Origin of the sequence: Lentilactobacillus sp. Marseille-Q4993 (assembly GCF_951230165.1) — a bacterium.
Lineage (GTDB): Bacteria > Bacillota > Bacilli > Lactobacillales > Lactobacillaceae > Lentilactobacillus.
Genome location: NZ_CATNVB010000002.1, coordinates 20698 through 42364, shown reverse-complemented (window position 1 = coordinate 42364; position 21667 = coordinate 20698). Strand labels below are relative to the sequence as shown.

The window sequence follows — 21667 nt, the reverse complement described above, 5'->3', positions numbered from 1 at the left end:
TTTCACTTCTTCTATAATGTAGAGGAAGTGATTTTTTTGAGGTGATTAATTGGCAAAAGGTAAAATTTATCAATCATTAAGTGGTTTTTATGATGTCCTTGCAGATGACGGCAAAATATACCGGACTCGAGCTCGAGGCAATTTTCGGAAGAAGAAAATAACTCCAATCGTTGGGGATGACGTAGAATTTTCAATCGAAGATGGAGATAAGGGATATATTCTTGATGTTCTACCAAGAAAAAATTCCTTAGTCCGTCCGCCAATCGCTAACATTGATCAGGCAATCATCACCACGGCTGCAACTCAGCCAGAGTTTTCGAGTAACCTGCTTGATCGGCAATTACTAGCTCTTGAAGTAGAAGGGATTACTCCAATCATCTACTTTTCAAAAGTGGATTTACTGACTAAGGATCAAATCGACTTCTTTAGAACATTGGCTACAGGGTATCGGCAAATCGGTTATGAGGTAGTTCTGCCAAAAGTAGCGTTTGACGATGAGTCATTAAGGGAAATCCATTCACTATTGGCTGGTAAGGAAAATGTAATTATGGGCCAAACTGGAGCGGGAAAATCAACGTTACTCAATCATCTAGCTCCAGAACTAGATTTGTCGACGGGTGAGATTTCTGCAGCCCTAAATCGGGGTAAGCATACTACTCGTAAGGTATCGTTGCTAAGCGTGGGTGATGGTTTAGTTGCGGATACCCCTGGCTTTTCATCGTACGATACGTTTGAATTAGATTATCGTGATTTGGGCAAGTACTTCCCAGAATTTAGACGGGCGGCGGTTAATTGTCGATTTAGGGGATGTGTCCACGTCAATGAGCCAGACTGTGCAGTTAAAGCTGGAGTCGAATCCGGTGACATCATGAATTCAAGGTATGAGAATTACCTTCAGTTTTACACTGATATAAAAAATCGTAAACCAAAATATAAATGAAACGAGGAAATTTACTATGATTAAAGTAGCACCTTCAATTTTAAGTGCAGATTACGTGAACCTTCAAAAGGACATCGAAAAGGTTGATAAGGGTGGTGCCGAATACCTTCACATCGATATTATGGATGGTTCATTCGTCCCAGCATTGTCATATGGCCCAGGTTGGGTCAAAGCAATCAGACCAATCACAGATATGGTCCTAGACGTTCATTTGATGGTTGACCAACCAGAAAGATATATCGATACGTTTGCTGACGCTGGTGCGGACATTATCGGAGTTCACGCTGAAGCAACTCCCCACATTCACAGAGCACTTCAAATGATCAATAATAAGAATGTTGGGGCAGAGGTGGTTATTAACCCCGGAACTCCAGTTTCATTTATCGAACCAGTTCTTCACATGGTAAAACAAGTTCTTGTTATGACGGTTAACCCCGGCTTTGGTGGCCAAAAGTTTCTTCCAGAAACAGTTGAAAAGATTGCTCAACTTAATCAGATTAAGCAAGAAAAGGGATTGGACTTTGACATCGAAATTGATGGTGGTGTTAATTCAGAAACAGTTGTTGCTGCCTATAAAGCAGGGGCTACTGTTGCTGTTGCTGGCTCATATGTATTTAATGCTGACGATCCAGTTGCAAAAATCAATTCAATTAAGGATGCTACTAAGTAGGAGTGGTGACGTTTGAAAAAGCTAAACCTATTGGTTGGTGGACCGACTGATTTATGGCCAGATGATTTGAAAGCTGGCCGGGTTAAGGGAGACTTTATTGGGATTGACCGAGGAAATCTCCGTCTTATTAAACTAGGGATTGATCCTATTGTTGCTATCGGTGACTTTGATTCCCTACAACCGGACGAATTTAAGCTGGTCAAAGAACACGTTGCTGATATTCGGCAATCAATTCCGGAAAAGGATGATACGGATACCCAACTTGGCTTAAAAGTTGCTTTGGACGAATATCACGCAGATTCAATTGATATTTACGGAGCGACTGGTGGCAGACTCGATCATTTTCTTGCAAACCTTTGGATGGTACTTGAGCCAAGATTCAAAAGATTTGCCCCAAAAATTAGGATGGTTGATAGACAAAATACAATTACCTTCTTCTTACCAGGGAAGCATACGATTTCCAAAGAGGTGGATAAGAAATACCTAGCTTTTGTTTGCTTAACGCCAATGAATTCGTTAACGCTCTACGACGAAAAATATCAACTGAATAATTATAAAGTTGATCGACCAATTTCATGGGCCAGTAATGAATTTATTCAAGATACTGCGTCCTTTGAATTTGATTCCGGAGTCATGGCTGTCATTCAAAGTAAAGATTTAAACTAAAAAACGGACGATACTTTAATTTACCTATGAGGGTGAATTAAAAATCGTCCGTTTTTGGATATTTGATGTAAAATAAAAAGACCATCGCGAGTGGCCTTTTTAAAATTTATAAATTAAACGCGGGTAACTTTACCTGATTTAAGTGTCCGAGCAGAAACCCAAACTCTCTTAGGCTTACCATCAACGAGGATGCGTACCTTTTGCAAGTTTGGCTTCCAGCTACGACGACTTGAGTTCAAGGCGTGTGAACGCTTGTTACCAAAGTGTGTGCGCTTACCGTTAAAAAAGTCTTTAGCCATGTTAACAAACCCCTTTCTCTACAGTTTGACTCAACAATCTGTTTTATACCACCCAAACAATTTATCATAATTGGCAATCTATTGCAATAGTTTTCTTTCAAGGAAATTTACTTGACACCACAAAAAGCACTTGTCTACTTTGGTTTTTTGCTGGGTTGTGGTAACATTACAATCGTTAATGGATTTAATTTTTAGTAATCAAGGAGGCTATCGATTCATGGCCGTAAAAATCAAAACCAAATTTGGAACAGTTGACATTGACAATGATGTAATTGCAAACGTTGTTGGTGGATCAGCAACTGAAAACTTCGGTGTTGTAGGAATGGCAAGCCGTAATCAACTTAGAGATAACGTGAATGATATCTTAAAGCGCGAAAATTATTTCAAGGGTGTTGAAGTTAAGCAAAACGAAAACCAAATCACCGTTGATGTGTACATTATCGTTTCGTATGGAAATAAGATTTCTGAAGTCTCTAAAAATGTTCAGAACAAGGTAAAGTATAATTTACAAAGCATGCTTGGAGTAACTGCCAACGAAGTTAATGTTATTGTGCAGGGTGTTCAAGTAGAAAACGATTAATACCGGTGTTTAGGGAGGAAAAGTTTTGAAAGTAACCAAAATAACCAACACCGAATTCACGGCGATGGTGTTTGCTGCGTCCAAAAAACTTAATAAAAACGCAGATTTTATAAATTCTTTGAATGTGTTTCCAGTTCCAGACGGAGATACCGGAACCAATATGAGTATGTCGCTTCAAAGCGGTTACAAGTATGTTAACCAAGAAGTTAGTTCAAATGTTGGCGATATTGCTGCGTCACTCGCTAAGGGCCTGCTGATGGGTGCTCGAGGAAATTCAGGGGTTATTTTATCGCAAATTTTCCGTGGCTTTTCAAAGTCAGTTGAAGGAAAAGATTCGCTAAACGCCCAAGATTTGTCCGATGCGTTTGTGGCCGCAACCGAAACTGCCTATAAGTCAGTTATGAAACCTACTGAGGGAACTGTTTTAACGGTCGTTAGGTTAGCTGCCCAGGCTGGTAAAGAAGCAGCCTCAAAAACCGATGATGTAATAACGGTGATGGATGCGATTTATGAGAATGCCAAAATTGCGCTTAAAAAAACGCCTGAGCTACTTCCAGTCCTTAAGCAGGTTGGTGTAGTTGATTCTGGTGGTCAGGGTCTGACATTTGTTTTAGAGGCCTTTGATGATGCATTAAATGGTCGAGCTGACAGTAACGATGACGCTTATCAACCAAACGATGGTGAAATGGACGAGATGATCGATGCTGCCCATCACCAAAGCGTTCAAAGTAAACTAGACCCAGACGATATCGTCTATGGTTATTGTACTGAAATTATGGTGCGCATCGGCAAGGGTAAAGAAGTTGACAAGAAGTTTGACTACCAAGAATTCTATGATTATCTTGCTAACCTTGGAGATTCTCTTCTAGTTGTGAATGATGATGAGATCGTTAAGGTTCACGTTCATACTGAGCATCCTGGTAAGGTAATGGCCTGGGGTCAAGAGTTTGGTGATTTAGCCAAGGTGAAGGTTGACAACATGAGATTACAGCAAGAGACCATTATTTCTAATGACGAATCTGAAGCCGTTGCAGAGGAACCAACTGAAACTCCAGATATAGCTGTGATTTCAATTGCCTCTGGAGATGGCCTTGAAACATTGTTTAAGAGCTTGGGGGTTACCTCGGTTCTCAACGGTGGTCAAACGATGAATCCAAGTACCGAGGATATTGTCAATGCAATTAACGCCACGAAGGCTAACAAAGTAATCGTTTTGCCAAATAACAAAAACATTTTCCTTGCTGCGGAACAAGCGGCTGAGGTCGCTGACATCCCGGTTGCTATCGTTCATAGTAGAACCATTTCTCAAGGAATCACATCCATGCTTGGATTCAACCCGGACAATAGTCTTGATGACAACCGTGACATGATGGAAGATGAACTTGATTCAGTTAAATCTGGACAGGTAACGCATGCAGTTCGGGATACTACAATCGATGATGTAACAATCAAGAAGGGCCAGTTTATGGGAATCGTGGATGGTAAAATCAAGGTCGTTGATGATGACCTTGAAACCACAGCAATCGAGATGACCAGGGCTATGCTTGATGATGATAGTGAAGCAATTACGATCATCTGGGGCGAGGGTGCTAACGAAAAGTTGGCTGATAAAGTCGAAAGTCAAGTTGCTGAAATTGATGATGACCTTGAAGTCGAAGTTCATGAGGGTGATCAACCAGTTTACCCATTCTTGATTTCAGTTGAATAAAATTAATAATGGTTGGTCGTTATGACCATCAGTGGAGGCAATGATTATTTTCGTTAATTTTGAAAATGATTGTTGCCTTTCTGTATGATAATTTGAAAAAAGTGAGGAGGATAGAATGATATGGAATTAACGGATTCTGTAACTGTGCTAAAGGGTGTTGGTGATAAAACAGCCGTGGCACTTAATAAGCTTGGCATTAATTCAATTAATGATCTGTTAACATACTATCCTCGACGATACGACGATTTTTCAATCAAAAAGCCCGATGAAAGTATGGATGGAGCTAAAATTACCGTTAAAGGGCAAATTGTGTCAGAGCCAAGTCTTTCGTTTTTTGGTCGCAAACGGAGTAGACTACGGTTTCTAATAAAAATTGATGATGAGACCTATCCAGTTAGTTTTTTCAACCAACCATGGCTTAAGAAGCAGCTAGAAATTGGTGATGAAAAGATTGTTTTTGGGACTTTTGACGCCAGCAAACAGCAAATTAATGGTATCAAAATTATCAGCAAACAAAGCGGTTCTGATTACGATTCAATTTATCCAACCACCAAGGAAGTTAAGCAAGCGACAATCAAGAAGTTGATCAAGGAAGCGTATGAGCAGTGTGGTGATAAGTTGGTGGATTTTATTCCTCAAACCATTCGTGATCATTACCGGCTTGAAAGCTTTCGCCAAACGGTTGCTAATATTCATTTTCCAACCAGTCCTCATGATGCGGAATTAGCGTATCGAACAGCAAAATTCGACGAATTCTTTCTTTTTTCAATGAGAATTCAGATGATGAAATTGCAAAAACGGAATAGCAACGCTGCGTCTATTGTCACTTATCAACCAAAAGTGATCGATGAATTTAAAAGCACGCTAGCGTTCGAACTCACTACCGCTCAAAATAAGGTTGTTGACGAAATCTTGGCTGACTTAGAGAGTGATCGGCGAATGAACCGTTTGCTTCAAGGTGACGTTGGTAGTGGCAAGACAGTGGTGGCAGCATTAGCAATGGCGGCTGTAGTCAGTGCAGGGAAGCAAGCAGCTATTATGGCCCCAACCGAAATATTGGCCGAACAGCACGCAAATAACCTAGCAAGTATGTTTGCTAAATTAGGATTTAATATTGCTCTTTTGACTGGGGCAACCAGTGCAGCAGCTAGAAAACAACTATTACCCAGGATCGCTAATGGGGAAGTTGACATAATTGTAGGAACCCATGCACTGTTTCAGGACGCTGTTGAGTATAAAGACCTAGCGTTAGCGATTATTGATGAACAGCATCGGTTTGGCGTTCATCAGCGGCAAGCATTAAAGGAGAAAGGAGAGGCGACAAACGTACTGGCAATGACAGCAACTCCGATCCCCCGAACGCTAGCAATTACTATGTATGGTGATATGGACGTTTCGATTATTGATCAAATGCCAAACGGCAGAAAACCGGTCAAGACAACTTGGGTACCTTCGACAAAGACGAATTCGGCTCTGGGGTTCATGAAAAAGCAACTTGACGCAGGAAAACAGGCATATGTTGTTGCCCCCCTAATTGAAGAATCGGATGCGGTCGATATGAGAAACGCAACTGAAATTTTTGAAAAGTTCAAAAAACTATTTAGTCCTCAGTATCAGGTTGGTTTGCTTCATGGCCAAATGACGAATGATGAGAAAGACCAAGCGATGCAAGATTTTAAGCAAGGAAAGTTTGCGGTACTGGTTGCGACAACTGTTATCGAAGTTGGAGTTGATGTTAAAAACGCTAATGTGATGATTATCTTTGATGCTGATCACTTTGGACTGTCACAACTTCATCAATTACGAGGACGAGTTGGGCGTTCCAGCGAACAAGCCTACTGTGTTTTAATCGCTGATCCGAAGAATGAAATTGGTAAGGAAAGAATGCGAGCCATATCATCTAGCACTGATGGATTCTTCCTATCCCAAAAAGACTTAGAGTTAAGAGGCCAAGGCGATATTACTGGGCTGAAACAATCTGGAATGCCTGATTTTAAAGTTGGTGACCCCGTTGCAGATATAAATATTCTAAACGTGGCAGTCGCAGAGGCAAAAAATATTACATCGAAAAACAATTGGCAAAAAAGTCCTGAAAATGTACAATTGTTTAAGTATTTAAAATCAAATCAAACAATTAATACCGACTGAGGAGATATGAAATGAGAATTGCAATTGACGCAATGGGTGGCGACAACGCCCCTGAAGAAATTATCAAGGGTGTTGAACAAAGCCGAAACGAAAACCCTGACATTATTTTCGATTTGTTTGGCAAAACTGAAGAAATTAAAAAGTATCTTCAAGACGATAAAAACATCGAGATTACTCAAGCTGACGAAGTTATTGAAATGGGTGATGAACCAGTACGGGCTGTTCGTAAAAAGAAGAATTCAAGTATTGTTTTAGCTGCTCAGTCAGTTAAAGAAGGCAAGAACGATGCATTCTTCTCAGCAGGTAGTACGGGTGCAATCCTAGTTGCAGGCTTGTTTATCGTTGGTCGGGTCAAAGGAATCGATCGTCCTGGCTTAACCACAACAATGCCGGTAGTGACTAAGGATAATGGTAGTTTTGTTATGCTAGATGTGGGTGCCAATGCTGACTCAAAAGCACTAAACCTATATCAATATGCATTGATGGGCAAATATTATGCAACTAACATTATGAAAATTGAAAACCCACGAATTGGGTTGCTCAATAACGGGACTGAAGATGACAAGGGTGATATGATGCACAGACAAGTGCATGATTTACTCAAAGAGAATAAAGATCTTAACTTTATTGGAAATGTTGAATCCCGTGAATTATTAAACGGTGCTGCTGACGTGGTTGTTGCAGATGGCTTTTCTGGAAATGGTGTTTTAAAGAGTATCGAAGGAACTGCATTGAGTACCCTTAATCTAATCAAATCAAGCATCATGAACGGCGGTTTGAAGTCAAAAATGGGAGCCCTATTACTAAAGGATACCTTTAAGGAAATTGCTGCTAAGATGGATTATTCAAAGTATGGTGGCGCTGTGTTTCTTGGGTTAAACGCTCCGGTTGTTAAGGCTCACGGCAGTAGTAAGGCTGTAACTGTAAAAAATACGATTCATCAGATATCAACGATTGTTGAGTCTAAAATGATTGAAGACGTAGCTGATTATTTGAACAATAATCAAGAACAGCTTGAAGCAATCAAAGAGAGTGTTAAAAGTAGTAAATAATTTGCTATAATAGATTTAAATTCTAGGATATATGGGTGTTAATTAAAAATGACAAAAGACGAAGCATTTAACAAAATTGCTGATATGGTTGCAGATCAGTTTAGTATCGACCGGGCCAAAATCACCGGTGATTTGAACTTTAGAAATGACTTAGATGCAGATTCAATTGATTTTGTTGAATTCGTACTCGATCTCGAGGATGTGTTTAACGCAGAAATCAGTGATGAAGATGCTGAGAAACTCAATACAATCAACGAAGCTGTTGACTTCGTTATGAGCCAACAAAATTCGTAACTTGGACGATTGAGGTTGAAATTTACAACCTCAATTTTTTGTTGAACAATAATTTGGAGGAAATTGATGATACAAGGTTTACCTGAAATGTTGAAGAAGGATTTTGACATTACTTTTGAAAACGTGGATTTATTAGACGAAGCGTTTACTCAGGCATCATACGTAAATGAGCACCGCGACCAAAATTTAAAGTTTTATGAACGAATTGAATTCCTTGGTGATGCTGTTTTACAGTTGATAGTTTCAGAGTACATTTATAAACGATACCCAAAGCTTCCCCAGGGACGTCTTACACGACTCAGAGCTGCAATGGTCAACGAAAAAAGTTTTAGTACTTTTGCCAGGGGATGTCACTTTAATGAGTACATTCGGCTTGGAAAAGGGGAGGAGCGGGCAAATGCTCGTAACCGTGATTCCCTTCTCTGTGATATTTTTGAATCATTCGTTGGGGCTCTCTACCTTGATCAAGGTAAGCAAGCGGTTGAACAGTTTTGTCATCAAGTGATTTTTCCTAAGCTTGACACTGGCATGTTTGATGACTTCTTTGATCACAAAACAGAACTTCAAGAAATTGCTCAGGAAGATGGTCCTGTATCAATCGACTACGAATTAGTTGATGAATACGGACCAGATAATGACCGGATTTTTAAGGTTGCTGTTTACGTAGATAAAAAAGAGTTTGGTATTGGGGAAGGCCATTCAAAGAAAGAAGCAGAACAAAAAGCCGCTCAACAGGCATTAACGCATTTTTCAGATCATAACATGAATCTTTTATAGAATTGGGGACACTAAGGTGCAGTTAAAATCCATTGAAATCGTTGGATTTAAATCCTTCGCAGAAAAAACGCGAATAGATTTTCCAAATGGGATGACGGGGATCGTCGGGCCAAACGGTAGTGGAAAAAGCAACATAGCTGAATCCATTCGTTGGGTCTTAGGTGAACAGTCAGCAAAGAGCCTCCGGGGTTCCAAAATGCCGGATGTGATTTTTTCTGGATCAAGCAATCGGAAATCTCAGGGTATGGCGGCTGTTAGTTTGATTCTCGATAATTCAGACCATTATATTAACTCAGCTTTCTCAGAATTAAAAATTACTAGAAAGCTTTTTCGTGATGGCGACAGTACGTACATGATCAATGAGAAAGAGTGTAGGCTGAAGGATATTGTTGACCTTTTTATGGATACCGGAATCGGCCAAGGCTCGTTGTCAATTATTTCTCAGGGTAACGTTGAAGCAATTTTCAACAGCAAGCCTGAAGAACGACGGTCAATTATTGAAAACGTTGCTGGAGTATACAAATATAAGCAGCAAAAGGATACCGCTAATAAAGAATTAGCCAAAACAAATGATAACCTTGACCGAGTAGAAGACATAATTCAAGAGCTTCAAGGTCGCTTGCAACCACTTGAAGAACAAAGCAGCATTGCGAAGGACTATCTTGATCAAAAGAAGCAACTTGATGGTTTAGAAAAGTCCTCTTTAATCGTTGAAACTAATCAATTACGTGTTGATAAGTCAAAGACTCGGAGTGAACTTGATGAAAAGTCAGCATTAGTTTCAAAAATGACTAAATCCGTCAGTGAGCTTACTAATCATAGGAACGAACAAAAAACTGAGGAATCGAATCTTCAAAAAAAGATAGACCAACAGCAGGATGATCTGCTTACACTTTCTCAACAAATCGAGTCATTAAAGAGTCAACAACAGTTGAGCAGTCAGCAACTTGCATACAAGCAGACTGAACTCCAGCGTCACGTTGACCAATTAAAACAATTAGAAATCAATCTTGAAGATAATGATGAAAAGAAACAAAAGATTAACAATCATCTAAAGCAATTAACTGATGAGCAACATAAGCTTCAGGAACAACTAACGACAATTGATCATGACATGTCAAGATATGATTCAGTGAAAATTGAATCTCAAATTCAAGCTGCTAGAGAGAAATACGTTGATCTTCTTCAGGAGCAAACTAGGCTAAAGAATGAAATCAGTTTGCGTGAGCATGATAATCAGCAACTTGATGAACGGCTCAAGGAGAAAAAAAGCCAAATTTCCAAATTAGAAGCAGAACTAGAGTCGAAAACAGCGGAGTTAGCAACTGGTTCCAATCAACTATCAGAATTAAAAATCAAAGCTAATCAAATTCAATCAGATTTGACTGATGCCCAACAGACTCAGGCTCGCCTGACTCAAGCTGTAAATGACGCAAATTCAAGCTGGCTTGCTGCATTGAAGATTGCCGAGGAAGCGAAGGCCAAGAAGAACTCATTAGCAAGTCTCCATTCTACATATCAAGGGTTTTACTATGGGGTTGCAAATTTGCTTAGAAACAAGGACAAGTTTTCTGGAATTTACGGTCCCGTTTCAGACTTCTTGGAAATTGATAAACAATACGTGAAAGCCATTGACACCGCCCTTTCAGGTCAGTCACAAAATGTGATCGTTGCTAATAATCAAACAGCCTCAGAGTCGATTAGGTATCTGACTACAAATAGACTTGGCCGAGTTACCCTACTTCCAGTTGATACCATAAAACCAAGAAGGATTTCATCGGCTTTACTGAGTAATGCGCAGGGTGTTGATGGGTTTGTAGGCGTTGCAGCTGACTTGGTGGAGATGCCTGAGCAGTTTACTAACATCAGGTACTTTTTATTGGGAACGACCTTTGTTGCAAGTGAACTAAAAGCCGCAATTGCTATTTCAAAGGTAATTGGTCACCGTAATCGAGTTGTGACTCTTGATGGGCAAATCGTTAATCCTGGCGGTTCTCTTACGGGTGGAGCCAACAAAAAGAGTAGTCAGAGTGTCTTGATTCAACAAAGCGAGTTAGAATCTTTGAATGCAAATTATGATGAGATGCAAAAGAAGCTTAAACTACGTGAAAATGAACTAACTCTTTTAAAAGATAAGTTAGAGAAGGCTGGTCAGTTAACGGCTGAGATTATGTCAAAGAAAAACCAGTTTGCGCAACAGTGGCAAATAGTTAAGTCTGAGTGTGATCGAAAGCAAACAGAATTAGATCAGCGTTCACGCCAGATTGAAACGCTAAAATTGGCATTGAACAATGAGATTAAGGATAATGGTGGCGTTGATGAGGATGCTATCAATTTACAATTAACCAAGATTGCTGATCAAATTAAGTCAATTGAATCTGAGTCACAGCAATTACAAAAGGATTTATCTGTTGCTCGTGAGAAACAGTCGGGCTTGACCGAACAGAAGCAAAAGTTAAACGAGCAGCAAGCCGTAAATCGCCAACAAATAAAACAACTTCAATCAGAACTTAATGAATTGAAGATGACCAATGAAACCATCAGTCGTGAAAAAGACGAAATCAATACCAAGCACAAGCAACTTCAAAATGAGCTAAGTTCAACCAAAAGTGCTGCCGCTATTGAAAGTCAAATTAAGGAACAACAAACAACGTTTAACACACTTCATGACACATTGGGTACCAATAGACAAGAACTCCAACGATTAGCTCGAGATAATGATGAGCTTAGTGAACAAATTTCCACTGATCAAATCAATTTGAATAGTGCAACTAGTGAAAAAGCGGACGCCCAAAAACGGTTGTCAGCTATTGATAATCATATCCAATCTAACTTACTTGAATTGTCTGAAAACTACGGTCTCACCGCGAGCGAAATTTCGGTTGGAGATGGATCTGATGACCTGGATGAAATTCGGCGCCGAATCAGAATGCTCCAACGAGGAATTGATGAAATCGGTCCAGTAAACATTGGTGCGATTGCTGAGTTTGAAGAAGTTTCTCATCGATTTGAATTTTTAAACGGTCAAAAAGATGATTTAGTTTCAGCTAAAAATAAGTTGATTCGAACAATGAATCAAATGGAACGGACTATTTCGACGAAATTTAAAGAGACGTTTGATGAAGTGGCAAAGACATTCTCAAAAGTTTTTGTGGACATGTTTGGCGGTGGTGAAGCTAAGCTAGTCTTGGTAGATCCAGATGATTTGCTAAATACTGGAATTGAAATTATGGTTAAGCCACCTGGAAAGAATTACAGAAACTTAAGCCTATTATCGGGTGGTGAGAAAGCATTAACGGCAATTACCTTGCTGTTCTCAATTATCAAGGTCAGACCTGTTCCTTTCTGTATTCTTGATGAAGCTGAGGCTGCGCTGGATCCATTTAATGCTGACCGATTTGCCAACTACTTAAAGCAGTTCGGTAATGGCACCCAATTTATTGTTATTACCCACCGTAAGGAAACGATGATTTACGCTGACCAACTATACGGAATTACGATGCAAGAATCTGGAGTGTCTAAAGTGGTAACCGTAAACTTAGATAATTTGAAGCAAGAGGTGAACTAAATGGGCTTATTTGACATTTTTAAACGGAAAAACAAAAAAACTGAACCAAAACCCGAAGAAAAAAAGGATGAACCAGAGGTTGATAAAGCAGCCCAGCAGGAAAATGACTCTGAACTAGCGCATGAAGAGCCAAATCCAGCTAGCAACGAAGAAGTTCATCAGCCGGATGATGAATTGACTGATGACAGTCAAAAGTCTGAAACCACGGCTGATATTCAGACTGAGCATAATGAATCATTTGAAGACAATGAATCAGAAACGAAATCTGATGAATTGGTCAGCGACAATCATGATACTGATCAAGTAATTGATGAAGGGAACACCTCATCTGAAGGCACTGACAGTATAGTTAGTGAGCAATCAGATCAGGCTGATGAGAAAACAAATAATCAGACTTCAGTCGAATCAAATGAGGATGATGAATCATCTGAATCACAGTTAGCAGATAAGCAGCTACCAGCTGATGAAACTGACTCCGATAAGAGTAATCAAGAATCAGACTCAAGGCCTGTAACTAATCAGCCAGTTGAACAACCAGTTTCTTCAGAAGAACCTGTTACCGATAGCCAAGAAGAATCGGCAGATTTGGAATCCAAGACTGATCAAGGTTCTGAAACCAAGTATGAACACGGGTTGGAAAAATCACGTTCAACTTTTGGCGAGAAACTTAATGCGTTGTTTGCAAACTTTAGAAGTGTTGATGAAGAGTTCTTTGAGAATCTTGAAGACATGTTGATTGAATCCGATGTCGGGTTTGAAACGGCAATGAGATTGATTGATGAGCTGAGAGATGAAGTAAAACTGCAAAATGCTAAAAAACAGCGTGATGTCCAAAATGTCATTGTTCAGAAAATGATTGAGTTGTACGACAGTGAGGGTAGTGGCGAAGACAACTCAATTGCTGTCGCTTCTGAAGGACCAACGGTCTATCTGTTTGTTGGAGTCAATGGGGTTGGTAAAACAACTACGATTGGTAAGATGGCCAAAAAGCTAAAGGATGAAGGTAAAAAAGTCCTTTTAGTTGCTGCTGATACGTTTAGAGCTGGAGCCATTGAACAATTAAATGTTTGGGCAGAACGAGATGGGGTCGATATCGTTAAGACTCATGAAGGTGCTGACCCAGCAGCGGTTGTTTTTGATGGTGTTAAAAAAGCTAAAGAAGAGTCGTACGACATTTTGATGGTCGATACTGCGGGGAGACTTCAAAACAAAGTCAACCTAATGAATGAGTTATCTAAGATGAAGAAGGTTTTGACTCGGGAAATTCCTGATGCTCCACATGAGGTGCTTCTAGTCCTTGATGCAACTACTGGACAGAATGCAATGACCCAAGCAAAAACATTCAAAGAAACGACAGATGTTACGGGAATTGTGTTAACCAAGCTTGATGGTACTGCTAAGGGTGGAATCGTGTTAGCTATCAGAAATGAACTTCATTTACCGGTCAAGTTGGTAGGACTAGGTGAAAAGGTTACCGACCTTGAGAAGTTCGATCCAAACGAATTTGTCTATGGCCTATTCAAGGGGCTATTTAAGGAATAAGCTGGGTGCTGATCCAGCTTTTTTCGTTGTGGAATTATGTTGACTAACTGATGAAAAGTCGGTAGTGTTATTAGCGGATGGATAGACTGGAGATAGTACGATGGAATTAGAAAAAACCAACTACATTAACGCTTTGCTCGAGTTTTATGGCCCTTTACTTACCAAAAAACAGGCAAATTACTTAGAGTTGTACTATGCTGATGACTTTTCTCTTGGTGAAATTGCTGAGAACTTCCATGTTAGCAGACAGGCAGTTTATGACAATATCAGAAGATCAGAGAAAATTCTTGAGGGATACGAAGATAAGCTTAGGCTATATGCAACGTACCAGACTAGAAATGATCAGCTAGATGAGCTTCAGTCGTACGTTAATAAAACATATCCAAATGACAAACGATTAACCGAATTAGTAAATACTCTGGAAACAGAAGAAGAGTGAGAGTGGTGAAACCATGGCCTTTGAAGGTTTAACTGAACGAATTCAAAATGCGATGCGTAAGCTTCGTGGTAAGGGAAAGATTAGTGAATCCGACCTTCGTGAAACGATGCGTGAAATTAGGCTTGCTTTACTTGAAGCCGATGTTAACTTTACAGTTGTTAGAGACTTTGTTAAGACAGTTTCTGACAGAGCCAAGGGGGCGGATGTACTTCAAGGACTAAATCCGTCTCAACAAATTATCAAGATTGTTAATGAAGAACTTACCAAAATGATGGGTGAGTCTGAGGTGCCTTTGAACAAGTCACCAAAGATACCGACTATCATTATGATGGCTGGACTTCAAGGTGCTGGTAAAACGACAACTGTCGGGAAACTTGCATTGAAATTAAAGAAAGAACAGAATGCCAGACCACTGCTGATTGCTGACGATATTTATCGGCCAGCTGCCATTGACCAATTGCAGCGAGTGGGAGAGCAAGTTGACGTTCCTGTATTCTCAATGGGAACTGACGCTGATCCAGTCGACATTGCTAAAAAAGGACTTGAACAAGCCCTTGAAAACCACAACGATTATGTTCTGATTGATACTGCTGGTCGACTTCAAATTGATGAAACGTTGATGCAGGAACTTGCCGATATAAAGTCAGCTGTTAATCCAGACGAAATTTTGCTGGTTGTCGATTCGATGACTGGTCAAAATGCGGTTGCAACGGCAGATGGCTTTAATAAGACACTTGATATCACCGGTGTTGTTCTTACTAAGTTGGATGGTGATACTCGTGGTGGTGCCGCTCTTTCAATTAGAGCCGTTACTGATAAGCCAATCAAGTTTGTTGGTCAAGGTGAGAAAATGTCTGATTTGGATGTTTTCTATCCAGACCGAATGGCATCAAGAATTCTTGGAATGGGAGATATGCTTTCCCTTATCGAGAAGACCCAGCAAGACTATGATCAAAAACAGGCTGAGGAACTGTCGGAAAAAATCAAAGAAAATACTTTTGATTTTAATGATTTTGTAGACCAACTTGATCAAGTTCAAAAGATGGGGCCACTTGATGAAATTATGAAAATGATTCCGGGAATGGCTAATAACCCTGCTTTGAAGAACGTTCAGATGGATCCCAAGGACTTGGACCATTTAAAGGCAATCGTCTTTTCAATGACTGAACAAGAACGTGAAAATCCTGATGTCTTGAATCCCTCAAGACGACGTCGAATTTCCCGTGGTTCTGGTCGACCAATCCAAGAAGTTAACCGAATGATTAAACAGTTCGGTCAAATGAAAGACATGATGAACAAGGTATCAAAGGGAAACATGTCTGGCATGGAAAATATGATGAACGCCACTGGTATGGGTGGTGGCATGGGTGGCAAGTTATCTAAAATCGCCATGAAACAAATGAGTCGAAAGATGCATAAAAATAAGAAAAAACGGCTCAAAAAGAAGCGGAAAAAGTAAAATAAGCTTGAAATAACGATAATTTCAAGGTGTAAAGAAAAAAACCTTTACAAGGTTCGAAATTGTTGGTATATTATTATACGTTAAAACATTATAGGAGGAATTATGCATGTCTGTTAAAATTCGCTTAAAGCGTATGGGCTCAAAGAAGCGTCCATTTTATAGAATTGTTGTTGCTGACTCACGTAGCCCTCGTGATGGTCGCTTCATCGAAAACGTTGGTACTTACAGTCCATTAACTGATCCAGCCAAGGTTACTTTGGAAGAAGATTCAATCCTTAACTGGTTAAATAACGGTGCTCAACCATCAGATACTGTTCGTAACTTGTTATCTGATGCAGGTATCATGAAGAAGTATCACGAAGCTAAATACTCAAAAAAGTAAGCGAGTGATTCAACATGGTCGACGTTGATAAGTTAATTAAGACTATTGTTACACCATTAGTCGATGATAAGGATGAAATATCCATCAGTCATCAAGAATCTGATCGTTTCAACGAATATCATCTTCACTTAAGTAAGGATGATGTTGGTCGAATCATTGGTAAGCACGGGCACGTTATCCAAACGATTCGGACCCTTGTTTACAGTATTCCAGTAGACGGTAAAAAGATTAGGCTAGTCGTTGACGACAGTGAAGACTAAATATTAAAGTTCTTATTCGAAACCGACGTTTTGTTTAAGAGCTTTTTTGTTTATACGGAGGATCAAATGGATTATTTTAACATTGGAAAAATTGTAAACACCCAGGGGCTAAAGGGTGAAGTTCGAGTTATTGCCATCACCGACTTTCCAGAACAACGGTTCAGAAAGGGAAACGTCATCTTTGCAAAAACCCCAACCAGTGAAAAGTTGATTAAATTGGAAATTGATGGAGTAAGGAAACACAAAAGCTTTATTTTATTGCACTTTAAGGGTTACGAATCAATTAACGATATTGAATTTTTAAAACCTTCAGAAATAATGGTAGACGAAACTGCACTCTCAAACGAAGATTTAGCTGAGGGAGAATATTACTATCATCAAATTATTGGATTAACTGTTGTTGACCAAGAGGGGTCGGCTCTTGGTACAATCAAGGAAATATTGGCTCCAGGGGCAAATGATGTCTGGGTAGTTAAAAGAAAGGGGAAGTCAGATCTCCTGCTTCCCAAAATTGACTCGGTTATTCTTGATGTAAATCTGGATGCAGGCAAAGTGACTGTAGATGTACCGGAAGGACTAGATGATGAAGATTGATGTTTTAAGCCTATTCCCAGAAATGTTTGGCGAAACAATGCATAACTCTATCTTAGGAAAAGCAATCGAAAACGACATTCTCGAACTTGAAGTTACTAATTTCCGTGACTATACCAAGGATAAGCATCGTCATGTTGACGATTATCCGTTTGGTGGTGGGGCAGGTATGCTTTTGCAAGCTCAACCTATTCTTGATGCATTTGATGCTATTAGTGATAAAGCTGAATCTGCTGGAATCAGTAAGGGAAAAGTAATTCTAATGGATCCGGCTGGTAAACAGTTTAATCAGCATGAGGCCGAAAAGTTAGCTAGTGAGGATCACATAACATTTATTTGTGGGCACTATGAAGGGTATGATGAACGTATTCGTAGCATTGTGACGGACGAGTATTCACTCGGTGATTATGTTCTTACTGGTGGCGAATTACCCGCAATGGTAATGATTGATGCAATTTCACGACTAATTCCTGGGGTCCTTGGTAACGATGAATCAGCCGTTACGGAGTCGTTTTCAACGGGATTATTAGAAGGGCCTCAATACACTCGACCAGCAGAATACCGAGGAATGAAAGTTCCCGAAGTATTAATGAATGGTGATCACAAGAAGATTTTTGAGTGGAATCAAAAGGAATCACTCAGAAGAACCTATCTCAGACGGCCTGATTTAATTGATCATAGCAAACTTACTGACCTGCAAAAACGGTTGCTGGCTGACGTTAGGATAGAGGAAGAAAATTCTGATATCAAGAATGATCCCTTTACAGATGACAAATAGATATGATATTATTATTTTTGGCGTGAGCCGCAAAACAACATTCCGCTGTCAAACAAGATAATGAATGTTAGTGAAAGGAAGATTTGTTTATGCGACAAAATCAATTAATCGAAAAGCTCAACAACGAACAATTACGTAATGACATTCCTGAATTCCGTGCTGGTGATTCAGTTAAGGTTTACGTTAAGGTTGTTGAAGGTACTCGTGAACGTATCCAATTGTTCGAAGGTGTAGTTATCAAGAGAAAGGGTTCTGGCATCCAAGCTACTTATACTGTTCGTAAGATCAGTAATGGTGTTGGTGTTGAACGTATTTTCCCACTTCACTCACCACGTGTTGATAAGATTGAAGTTGTCCGTAAGGGTCGTGTACGTCGTGCTAAGCTTTACTACTTGCGCGAATTACAAGGTAAGGCCGCTCGGATTCCTGAATCACGTAGAGCAAGAAAGTAATTCAAATATGGAAGCTAAGTTCTTTATGAGCTTGGCTTTTTTTATTTGATTAGAATTAGTTAAAAAATAAGGATTGAAGGCGCAATCATTTTAAAGATTTGCTATTATTAATAGAGTGGACTTTTTCATTTAGGAACTAGGTGAAAGTAATGACAAGCAAAAATACGCAGATGCAGTGGTTTTTAAAATACTTAAAAAACGAGCGGAAATACTCGGATGATACGATTACCGCGTACTCAAATGATATTTCGGAGTTTGAAAAGTTTTTAAACCAAGTTGATAAAGATTCAAAGCAACTTGTAGATGTTGATTCGTACGATGTGGAATCGTATTTGACCTATTTATATGACAAAGACTACGCTAAAAATTCGATTGCCCAGAAGGTTTCAGCGTTACGTTCTCTGTATGCTTATTTGGTCAAAAACGAGATTGTTACTAAAAACCCCTTTGAATATATCCATCTAAAGACTAATAATCGGCGACTCCCCCGTTTCTTTTACAAAGAAGAGATGGAAGAACTGTTTAGGGCGGCAAATTCAGATGATGAGAACCCCTTAAAATTACGAAATATCGCGATTCTAGAGGTGCTGTACGGAACCGGGGTTCGGGTAAGCGAATGCACGGGAATCACTTTAGAACGGTTAAATTTAGCCGATAAGGTCATATTAGTTCAAGGAAAAGGCAATAAGCAGCGATATGTACCGTTTGGTGACTATGCAAGCCAAGCAATAAGAAATTATTTACCGTTAAGATCATCTTTAATGGAGGACAAAGGGGAGTCTCACGATTTCTTGTTTATTAATAAATTAGGAAAACCGTTGACACCCCGAGGAATCGAGTATATTTTGGACCACATAGTCAAAATTAGTAATTTGACTACTGATATTCATCCCCATATGCTCCGCCATTCCTTTGCAACTGAGATGTTAGATGAAGGGGCAGATATGAGGTCAGTGCAGGAGTTGTTGGGACATGCTAGCTTATCATCTACGCAAATATATACTCACGTAACTCAATCACATTTGATGAAGGATTATAACAAATTCTTTCCCAGAACAAAAAAGAAAGAGGAAGAGGAAAATAATGACAGTAAAATTTGAAGCAACCACGATTTGTGCCGTTCGCCATAACGGTCACTTAGCGATGGCCGGTGACGGTCAGGTAACGATGGGCGAAAAAGTAATCATGAAGGGAACTGCCCATAAAGTTCGTCGTATCTTTGGAGGCAAGGTAGTTGTCGGCTTTGCAGGTAGTGTTGCAGATGCGTTCAATTTGGAAGAACGATTTGAAAAGAAACTTGGCCAGTACGATGGCGATCTTAAGCGGGCCTCAGTTGAGTTAGCACAAGACTGGCGTAAAGATCAAGCGTTACAAAAGCTTGAAGCATTGTTGATTGTCATGAACGATAAGGACTTGCTATTAGTATCAGGTTCAGGAGAAGTAATTGAACCAGATGATGATATTTTAGCCATCGGTTCAGGTGGGAACTTTGCTTTAGCGGCAGCTACGGCCATGAAACACCACGCTCAAGATATGAGTGCAAAGGAAATTGCTGAGGCTGCAATTCATATTGCCGGCTCAATTGATATTTTTACTAACCAGAATGTTATTTCTGAAGAGATATAGGAGAGACTTTAATTGACTGAATCTACTCAAACCCCAAAACAAATTGTTGAAGTTTTAGACCAATATATTATCGGCCAGTCGGATGCAAAGAAGGCAGTTGCGGTTGCCCTTAGAAATCGGTATCGGCGAATGCAGTTATCTAAAGACATGCAGGATGAAATTTCACCAAAGAATTTACTAATGATTGGACCTACTGGTGTTGGTAAAACCGAAATTGCAAGACGGTTAGCTAAAATCGTCAACGCTCCATTCGTTAAAGTGGAAGCTACTAAATTTACTGAAGTTGGTTACGTTGGTTCTGACGTGGAATCCATGGTCAGAGACCTTGTAGAAAACGCAGTTGCAATCGAACGGACTGAGGCATACAAAAACGTGAGAACTGATGCGGTTAAGGATGCTAACAACCAGCTTGTTAAGTTACTTGTACCTGCTGAACGCAAGAAAAACCGGAAAAATGACATGCAAAACATCATGGATATGTTCTCATCAATGCAAAACGGTGAAATGCCTGGTGCTGATGATGGTGAAGAAGATGTTACGGAAGATGTGCGTGAAAAGCGGATGTCCGTTTCAGATAAACTGCGTGCAGGTTTGTTAGAAGATGAAGAAGTTAAAATCAAAGTTGATGATCCGTCATCACAACTAGCTGGTAATAACTCGATGATGAACCAAATGGGTATCGATCTAAACCAAACCTTATCTGGTTTAATGCCTAAGAAGCAGATTGAGAGAACCGTTCCCGTCCGGGAAGCTAGAGAAATTTTAATTAATGAGGCTTCTGAAAAATTGGTTAATCAGGCAGACCTCTATCATAATGCAATTGTTAGAGCGGAGAACACTGGTATTATTTTCATTGATGAAATCGATAAAATAACTGGTGGTAATTCTCAAAACAGTGGTGAAGTTTCTCGAGAAGGGGTTCAGCGAGACATTTTACCAATTGTTGAAGGCTCACAGGTTAACACAAAGTATGGCCCAGTAAAAACTGACCACGTACTGTTTATTGGTTCGGGTGCGTTTGCAACCTCTAAACCATCTGATTTGATTCCGGAACTTCAAGGAAGATTTCCAATTAGGGTTGAATTGGATGATTTGACCAAGGAAGACTTCGTTAGAATCCTTACTGAACCTAATAATGCTCTAGTTAAACAATATATGGCATTGATTGGAACCGATAATATTAACATTACGTTTACGATTGAAGCGATTAACAAAATCGCTGAGATTGCGGCTGATGTGAACCACAACACTGATAATATTGGTGCCAGAAGGTTACACACAATATTGGAAAAACTGCTTGAAGATATTCTATATGAAGGCCCAGATATGCAGATGGGTGAAATTCAAATCACTGAAAAATATGTTCAAGATAAAGTTGGTAAATTGGCCGAAAACAAGGACCTATCTCGATATATCCTTTAATAAGTGGAGAA

General features: G+C 39.7%; 22 protein-coding genes. 21 read left to right on the top strand and 1 reads right to left on the bottom strand.

Annotated elements, in window-relative coordinates; translation table 11 throughout:
• Positions 1-49: 49 nt before the first annotated feature.
• Genes rsgA through QOW94_RS01060 form a run of 3 tightly spaced genes read left to right on the top strand, consistent with a single transcriptional unit; the run spans position 50 to position 2276 of the window.
• A complete protein-coding gene (rsgA, locus tag QOW94_RS01070) occupies positions 50-940 on the top strand; it encodes a ribosome small subunit-dependent GTPase A (protein ID WP_283678204.1) in 891 nt (296 codons plus the stop codon).
• A gap of 16 nt (positions 941-956) precedes the next feature.
• Positions 957-1610, top strand: coding sequence for a ribulose-phosphate 3-epimerase (rpe, locus tag QOW94_RS01065; RefSeq protein WP_283678203.1), 654 nt, complete (start codon positions 957-959; stop codon positions 1608-1610).
• Positions 1611-1622: 12 nt separating this feature from the next.
• Complete coding sequence (locus QOW94_RS01060) at positions 1623-2276, top strand: thiamine diphosphokinase (RefSeq protein WP_283678202.1); 654 nt, start codon at positions 1623-1625, stop codon at positions 2274-2276.
• 113 nt (positions 2277-2389) lie between these two features.
• On the opposite strand, the gene rpmB is transcribed toward QOW94_RS01060, so the two are convergent.
• Positions 2390-2575, bottom strand: coding sequence for a 50S ribosomal protein L28 (gene rpmB / locus QOW94_RS01055; RefSeq protein WP_283678201.1), 186 nt, complete (start codon positions 2573-2575; stop codon positions 2390-2392).
• Positions 2576-2792: 217 nt separating this feature from the next.
• Between rpmB and QOW94_RS01050 the strand changes: the two genes are divergently transcribed.
• The 18 genes from QOW94_RS01050 to hslU all read left to right on the top strand — a co-directional run bounded on the left by QOW94_RS01050 (position 2793) and on the right by hslU (position 21656).
• A complete protein-coding gene (locus QOW94_RS01050; protein ID WP_283678200.1) occupies positions 2793-3155 on the top strand; it encodes an Asp23/Gls24 family envelope stress response protein in 363 nt (120 codons plus the stop codon).
• Between the two features lie 25 nt (positions 3156-3180).
• A complete protein-coding gene (locus tag QOW94_RS01045; protein WP_283678199.1) occupies positions 3181-4863 on the top strand; it encodes a DAK2 domain-containing protein in 1683 nt (560 codons plus the stop codon).
• Positions 4864-4983: 120 nt separating this feature from the next.
• Positions 4984-7011 (top strand): ATP-dependent DNA helicase RecG, encoded by a 2028-nt coding sequence (gene recG, locus QOW94_RS01040; protein WP_283678198.1) that lies wholly within the window; start codon positions 4984-4986, stop codon positions 7009-7011.
• Positions 7012-7022: 11 nt separating this feature from the next.
• Positions 7023-8063: a phosphate acyltransferase PlsX gene (gene plsX, locus QOW94_RS01035; RefSeq protein ID WP_283678197.1), complete on the top strand. Its 1041-nt coding sequence runs from the start codon at positions 7023-7025 to the stop codon at positions 8061-8063.
• A gap of 48 nt (positions 8064-8111) precedes the next feature.
• Positions 8112-8357: an acyl carrier protein gene (acpP, locus tag QOW94_RS01030; protein ID WP_283678196.1), complete on the top strand. Its 246-nt coding sequence runs from the start codon at positions 8112-8114 to the stop codon at positions 8355-8357.
• 66 nt (positions 8358-8423) lie between these two features.
• The gene (gene rnc, locus QOW94_RS01025; RefSeq protein ID WP_283678195.1) at positions 8424-9134 is read left to right on the top strand and encodes a ribonuclease III; all 711 of its coding nucleotides are present in this window, start codon (positions 8424-8426) and stop codon (positions 9132-9134) included.
• Positions 9135-9150: 16 nt separating this feature from the next.
• A complete protein-coding gene (gene smc / locus QOW94_RS01020) occupies positions 9151-12702 on the top strand; it encodes a chromosome segregation protein SMC (RefSeq protein ID WP_283678194.1) in 3552 nt (1183 codons plus the stop codon).
• Positions 12703-14244 (top strand): signal recognition particle-docking protein FtsY, encoded by a 1542-nt coding sequence (gene ftsY / locus QOW94_RS01015; RefSeq protein WP_283678193.1) that lies wholly within the window; start codon positions 12703-12705, stop codon positions 14242-14244.
• Between the two features lie 100 nt (positions 14245-14344).
• The gene (locus QOW94_RS01010; RefSeq protein WP_283678192.1) at positions 14345-14683 is read left to right on the top strand and encodes a putative DNA-binding protein; all 339 of its coding nucleotides are present in this window, start codon (positions 14345-14347) and stop codon (positions 14681-14683) included.
• Positions 14684-14696: 13 nt separating this feature from the next.
• Positions 14697-16142, top strand: a complete 1446-nt coding sequence (gene ffh / locus QOW94_RS01005; protein ID WP_283678191.1) for a signal recognition particle protein — start codon at positions 14697-14699, stop codon at positions 16140-16142.
• Between the two features lie 109 nt (positions 16143-16251).
• Entirely contained in the window at positions 16252-16527 is a 276-nt protein-coding gene (gene rpsP, locus QOW94_RS01000; protein WP_283678190.1) for a 30S ribosomal protein S16, read from the top strand.
• A gap of 14 nt (positions 16528-16541) precedes the next feature.
• Positions 16542-16787 carry a KH domain-containing protein gene (locus QOW94_RS00995; RefSeq protein WP_283678189.1) on the top strand — a complete coding sequence of 82 codons (246 nt, stop codon included), beginning with the start codon at positions 16542-16544 and terminating at the stop codon, positions 16785-16787.
• 66 nt (positions 16788-16853) lie between these two features.
• A complete protein-coding gene (rimM, locus tag QOW94_RS00990; RefSeq protein WP_283678188.1) occupies positions 16854-17381 on the top strand; it encodes a ribosome maturation factor RimM in 528 nt (175 codons plus the stop codon).
• Entirely contained in the window at positions 17371-18156 is a 786-nt protein-coding gene (trmD, locus tag QOW94_RS00985) for a tRNA (guanosine(37)-N1)-methyltransferase TrmD (protein ID WP_283678322.1), read from the top strand. The genes rimM and trmD overlap by 11 nt, the downstream gene beginning before the upstream one ends.
• Before the next feature lie 89 nt (positions 18157-18245).
• Complete coding sequence (gene rplS, locus QOW94_RS00980) at positions 18246-18608, top strand: 50S ribosomal protein L19 (RefSeq protein WP_283678187.1); 363 nt, start codon at positions 18246-18248, stop codon at positions 18606-18608.
• A 149-nt stretch (positions 18609-18757) separates the two neighbouring features.
• Positions 18758-19708, top strand: coding sequence for a tyrosine recombinase XerC (xerC, locus tag QOW94_RS00975; RefSeq protein ID WP_283678186.1), 951 nt, complete (start codon positions 18758-18760; stop codon positions 19706-19708).
• Positions 19692-20234 (top strand): HslVU peptidase proteolytic subunit, encoded by a 543-nt coding sequence (hslV, locus tag QOW94_RS00970; protein ID WP_283678185.1) that lies wholly within the window; start codon positions 19692-19694, stop codon positions 20232-20234. The genes xerC and hslV overlap by 17 nt, the downstream gene beginning before the upstream one ends.
• A 12-nt stretch (positions 20235-20246) precedes the next feature.
• Positions 20247-21656 (top strand): ATP-dependent protease ATPase subunit HslU, encoded by a 1410-nt coding sequence (gene hslU, locus QOW94_RS00965; RefSeq protein WP_283678184.1) that lies wholly within the window; start codon positions 20247-20249, stop codon positions 21654-21656.
• Positions 21657-21667 lie beyond the last annotated feature (11 nt).

Coding starts and splice junctions, on each gene's coding strand:
- QOW94_RS00995 (WP_283678189.1), top strand. CDS start 16,542: ATGGTCGACGTTGATAAGTTAATTAAGACTATTGTTACACCATTAGTC.
- acpP (WP_283678196.1), top strand. CDS start 8,112: ATGACAAAAGACGAAGCATTTAACAAAATTGCTGATATGGTTGCAGAT.
- trmD (WP_283678322.1), top strand. CDS start 17,371: ATGAAGATTGATGTTTTAAGCCTATTCCCAGAAATGTTTGGCGAAACA.
- QOW94_RS01050 (WP_283678200.1), top strand. CDS start 2,793: ATGGCCGTAAAAATCAAAACCAAATTTGGAACAGTTGACATTGACAAT.
- xerC (WP_283678186.1), top strand. CDS start 18,758: ATGACAAGCAAAAATACGCAGATGCAGTGGTTTTTAAAATACTTAAAA.
- QOW94_RS01010 (WP_283678192.1), top strand. CDS start 14,345: ATGGAATTAGAAAAAACCAACTACATTAACGCTTTGCTCGAGTTTTAT.
- rimM (WP_283678188.1), top strand. CDS start 16,854: ATGGATTATTTTAACATTGGAAAAATTGTAAACACCCAGGGGCTAAAG.
- rplS (WP_283678187.1), top strand. CDS start 18,246: ATGCGACAAAATCAATTAATCGAAAAGCTCAACAACGAACAATTACGT.
- hslV (WP_283678185.1), top strand. CDS start 19,692: ATGACAGTAAAATTTGAAGCAACCACGATTTGTGCCGTTCGCCATAAC.
- recG (WP_283678198.1), top strand. CDS start 4,984: ATGGAATTAACGGATTCTGTAACTGTGCTAAAGGGTGTTGGTGATAAA.
- rpmB (WP_283678201.1), bottom strand. CDS start 2,575: ATGGCTAAAGACTTTTTTAACGGTAAGCGCACACACTTTGGTAACAAG.
- rnc (WP_283678195.1), top strand. CDS start 8,424: ATGATACAAGGTTTACCTGAAATGTTGAAGAAGGATTTTGACATTACT.
- rpsP (WP_283678190.1), top strand. CDS start 16,252: ATGTCTGTTAAAATTCGCTTAAAGCGTATGGGCTCAAAGAAGCGTCCA.
- ffh (WP_283678191.1), top strand. CDS start 14,697: ATGGCCTTTGAAGGTTTAACTGAACGAATTCAAAATGCGATGCGTAAG.
- plsX (WP_283678197.1), top strand. CDS start 7,023: ATGAGAATTGCAATTGACGCAATGGGTGGCGACAACGCCCCTGAAGAA.
- rpe (WP_283678203.1), top strand. CDS start 957: ATGATTAAAGTAGCACCTTCAATTTTAAGTGCAGATTACGTGAACCTT.
- ftsY (WP_283678193.1), top strand. CDS start 12,703: ATGGGCTTATTTGACATTTTTAAACGGAAAAACAAAAAAACTGAACCA.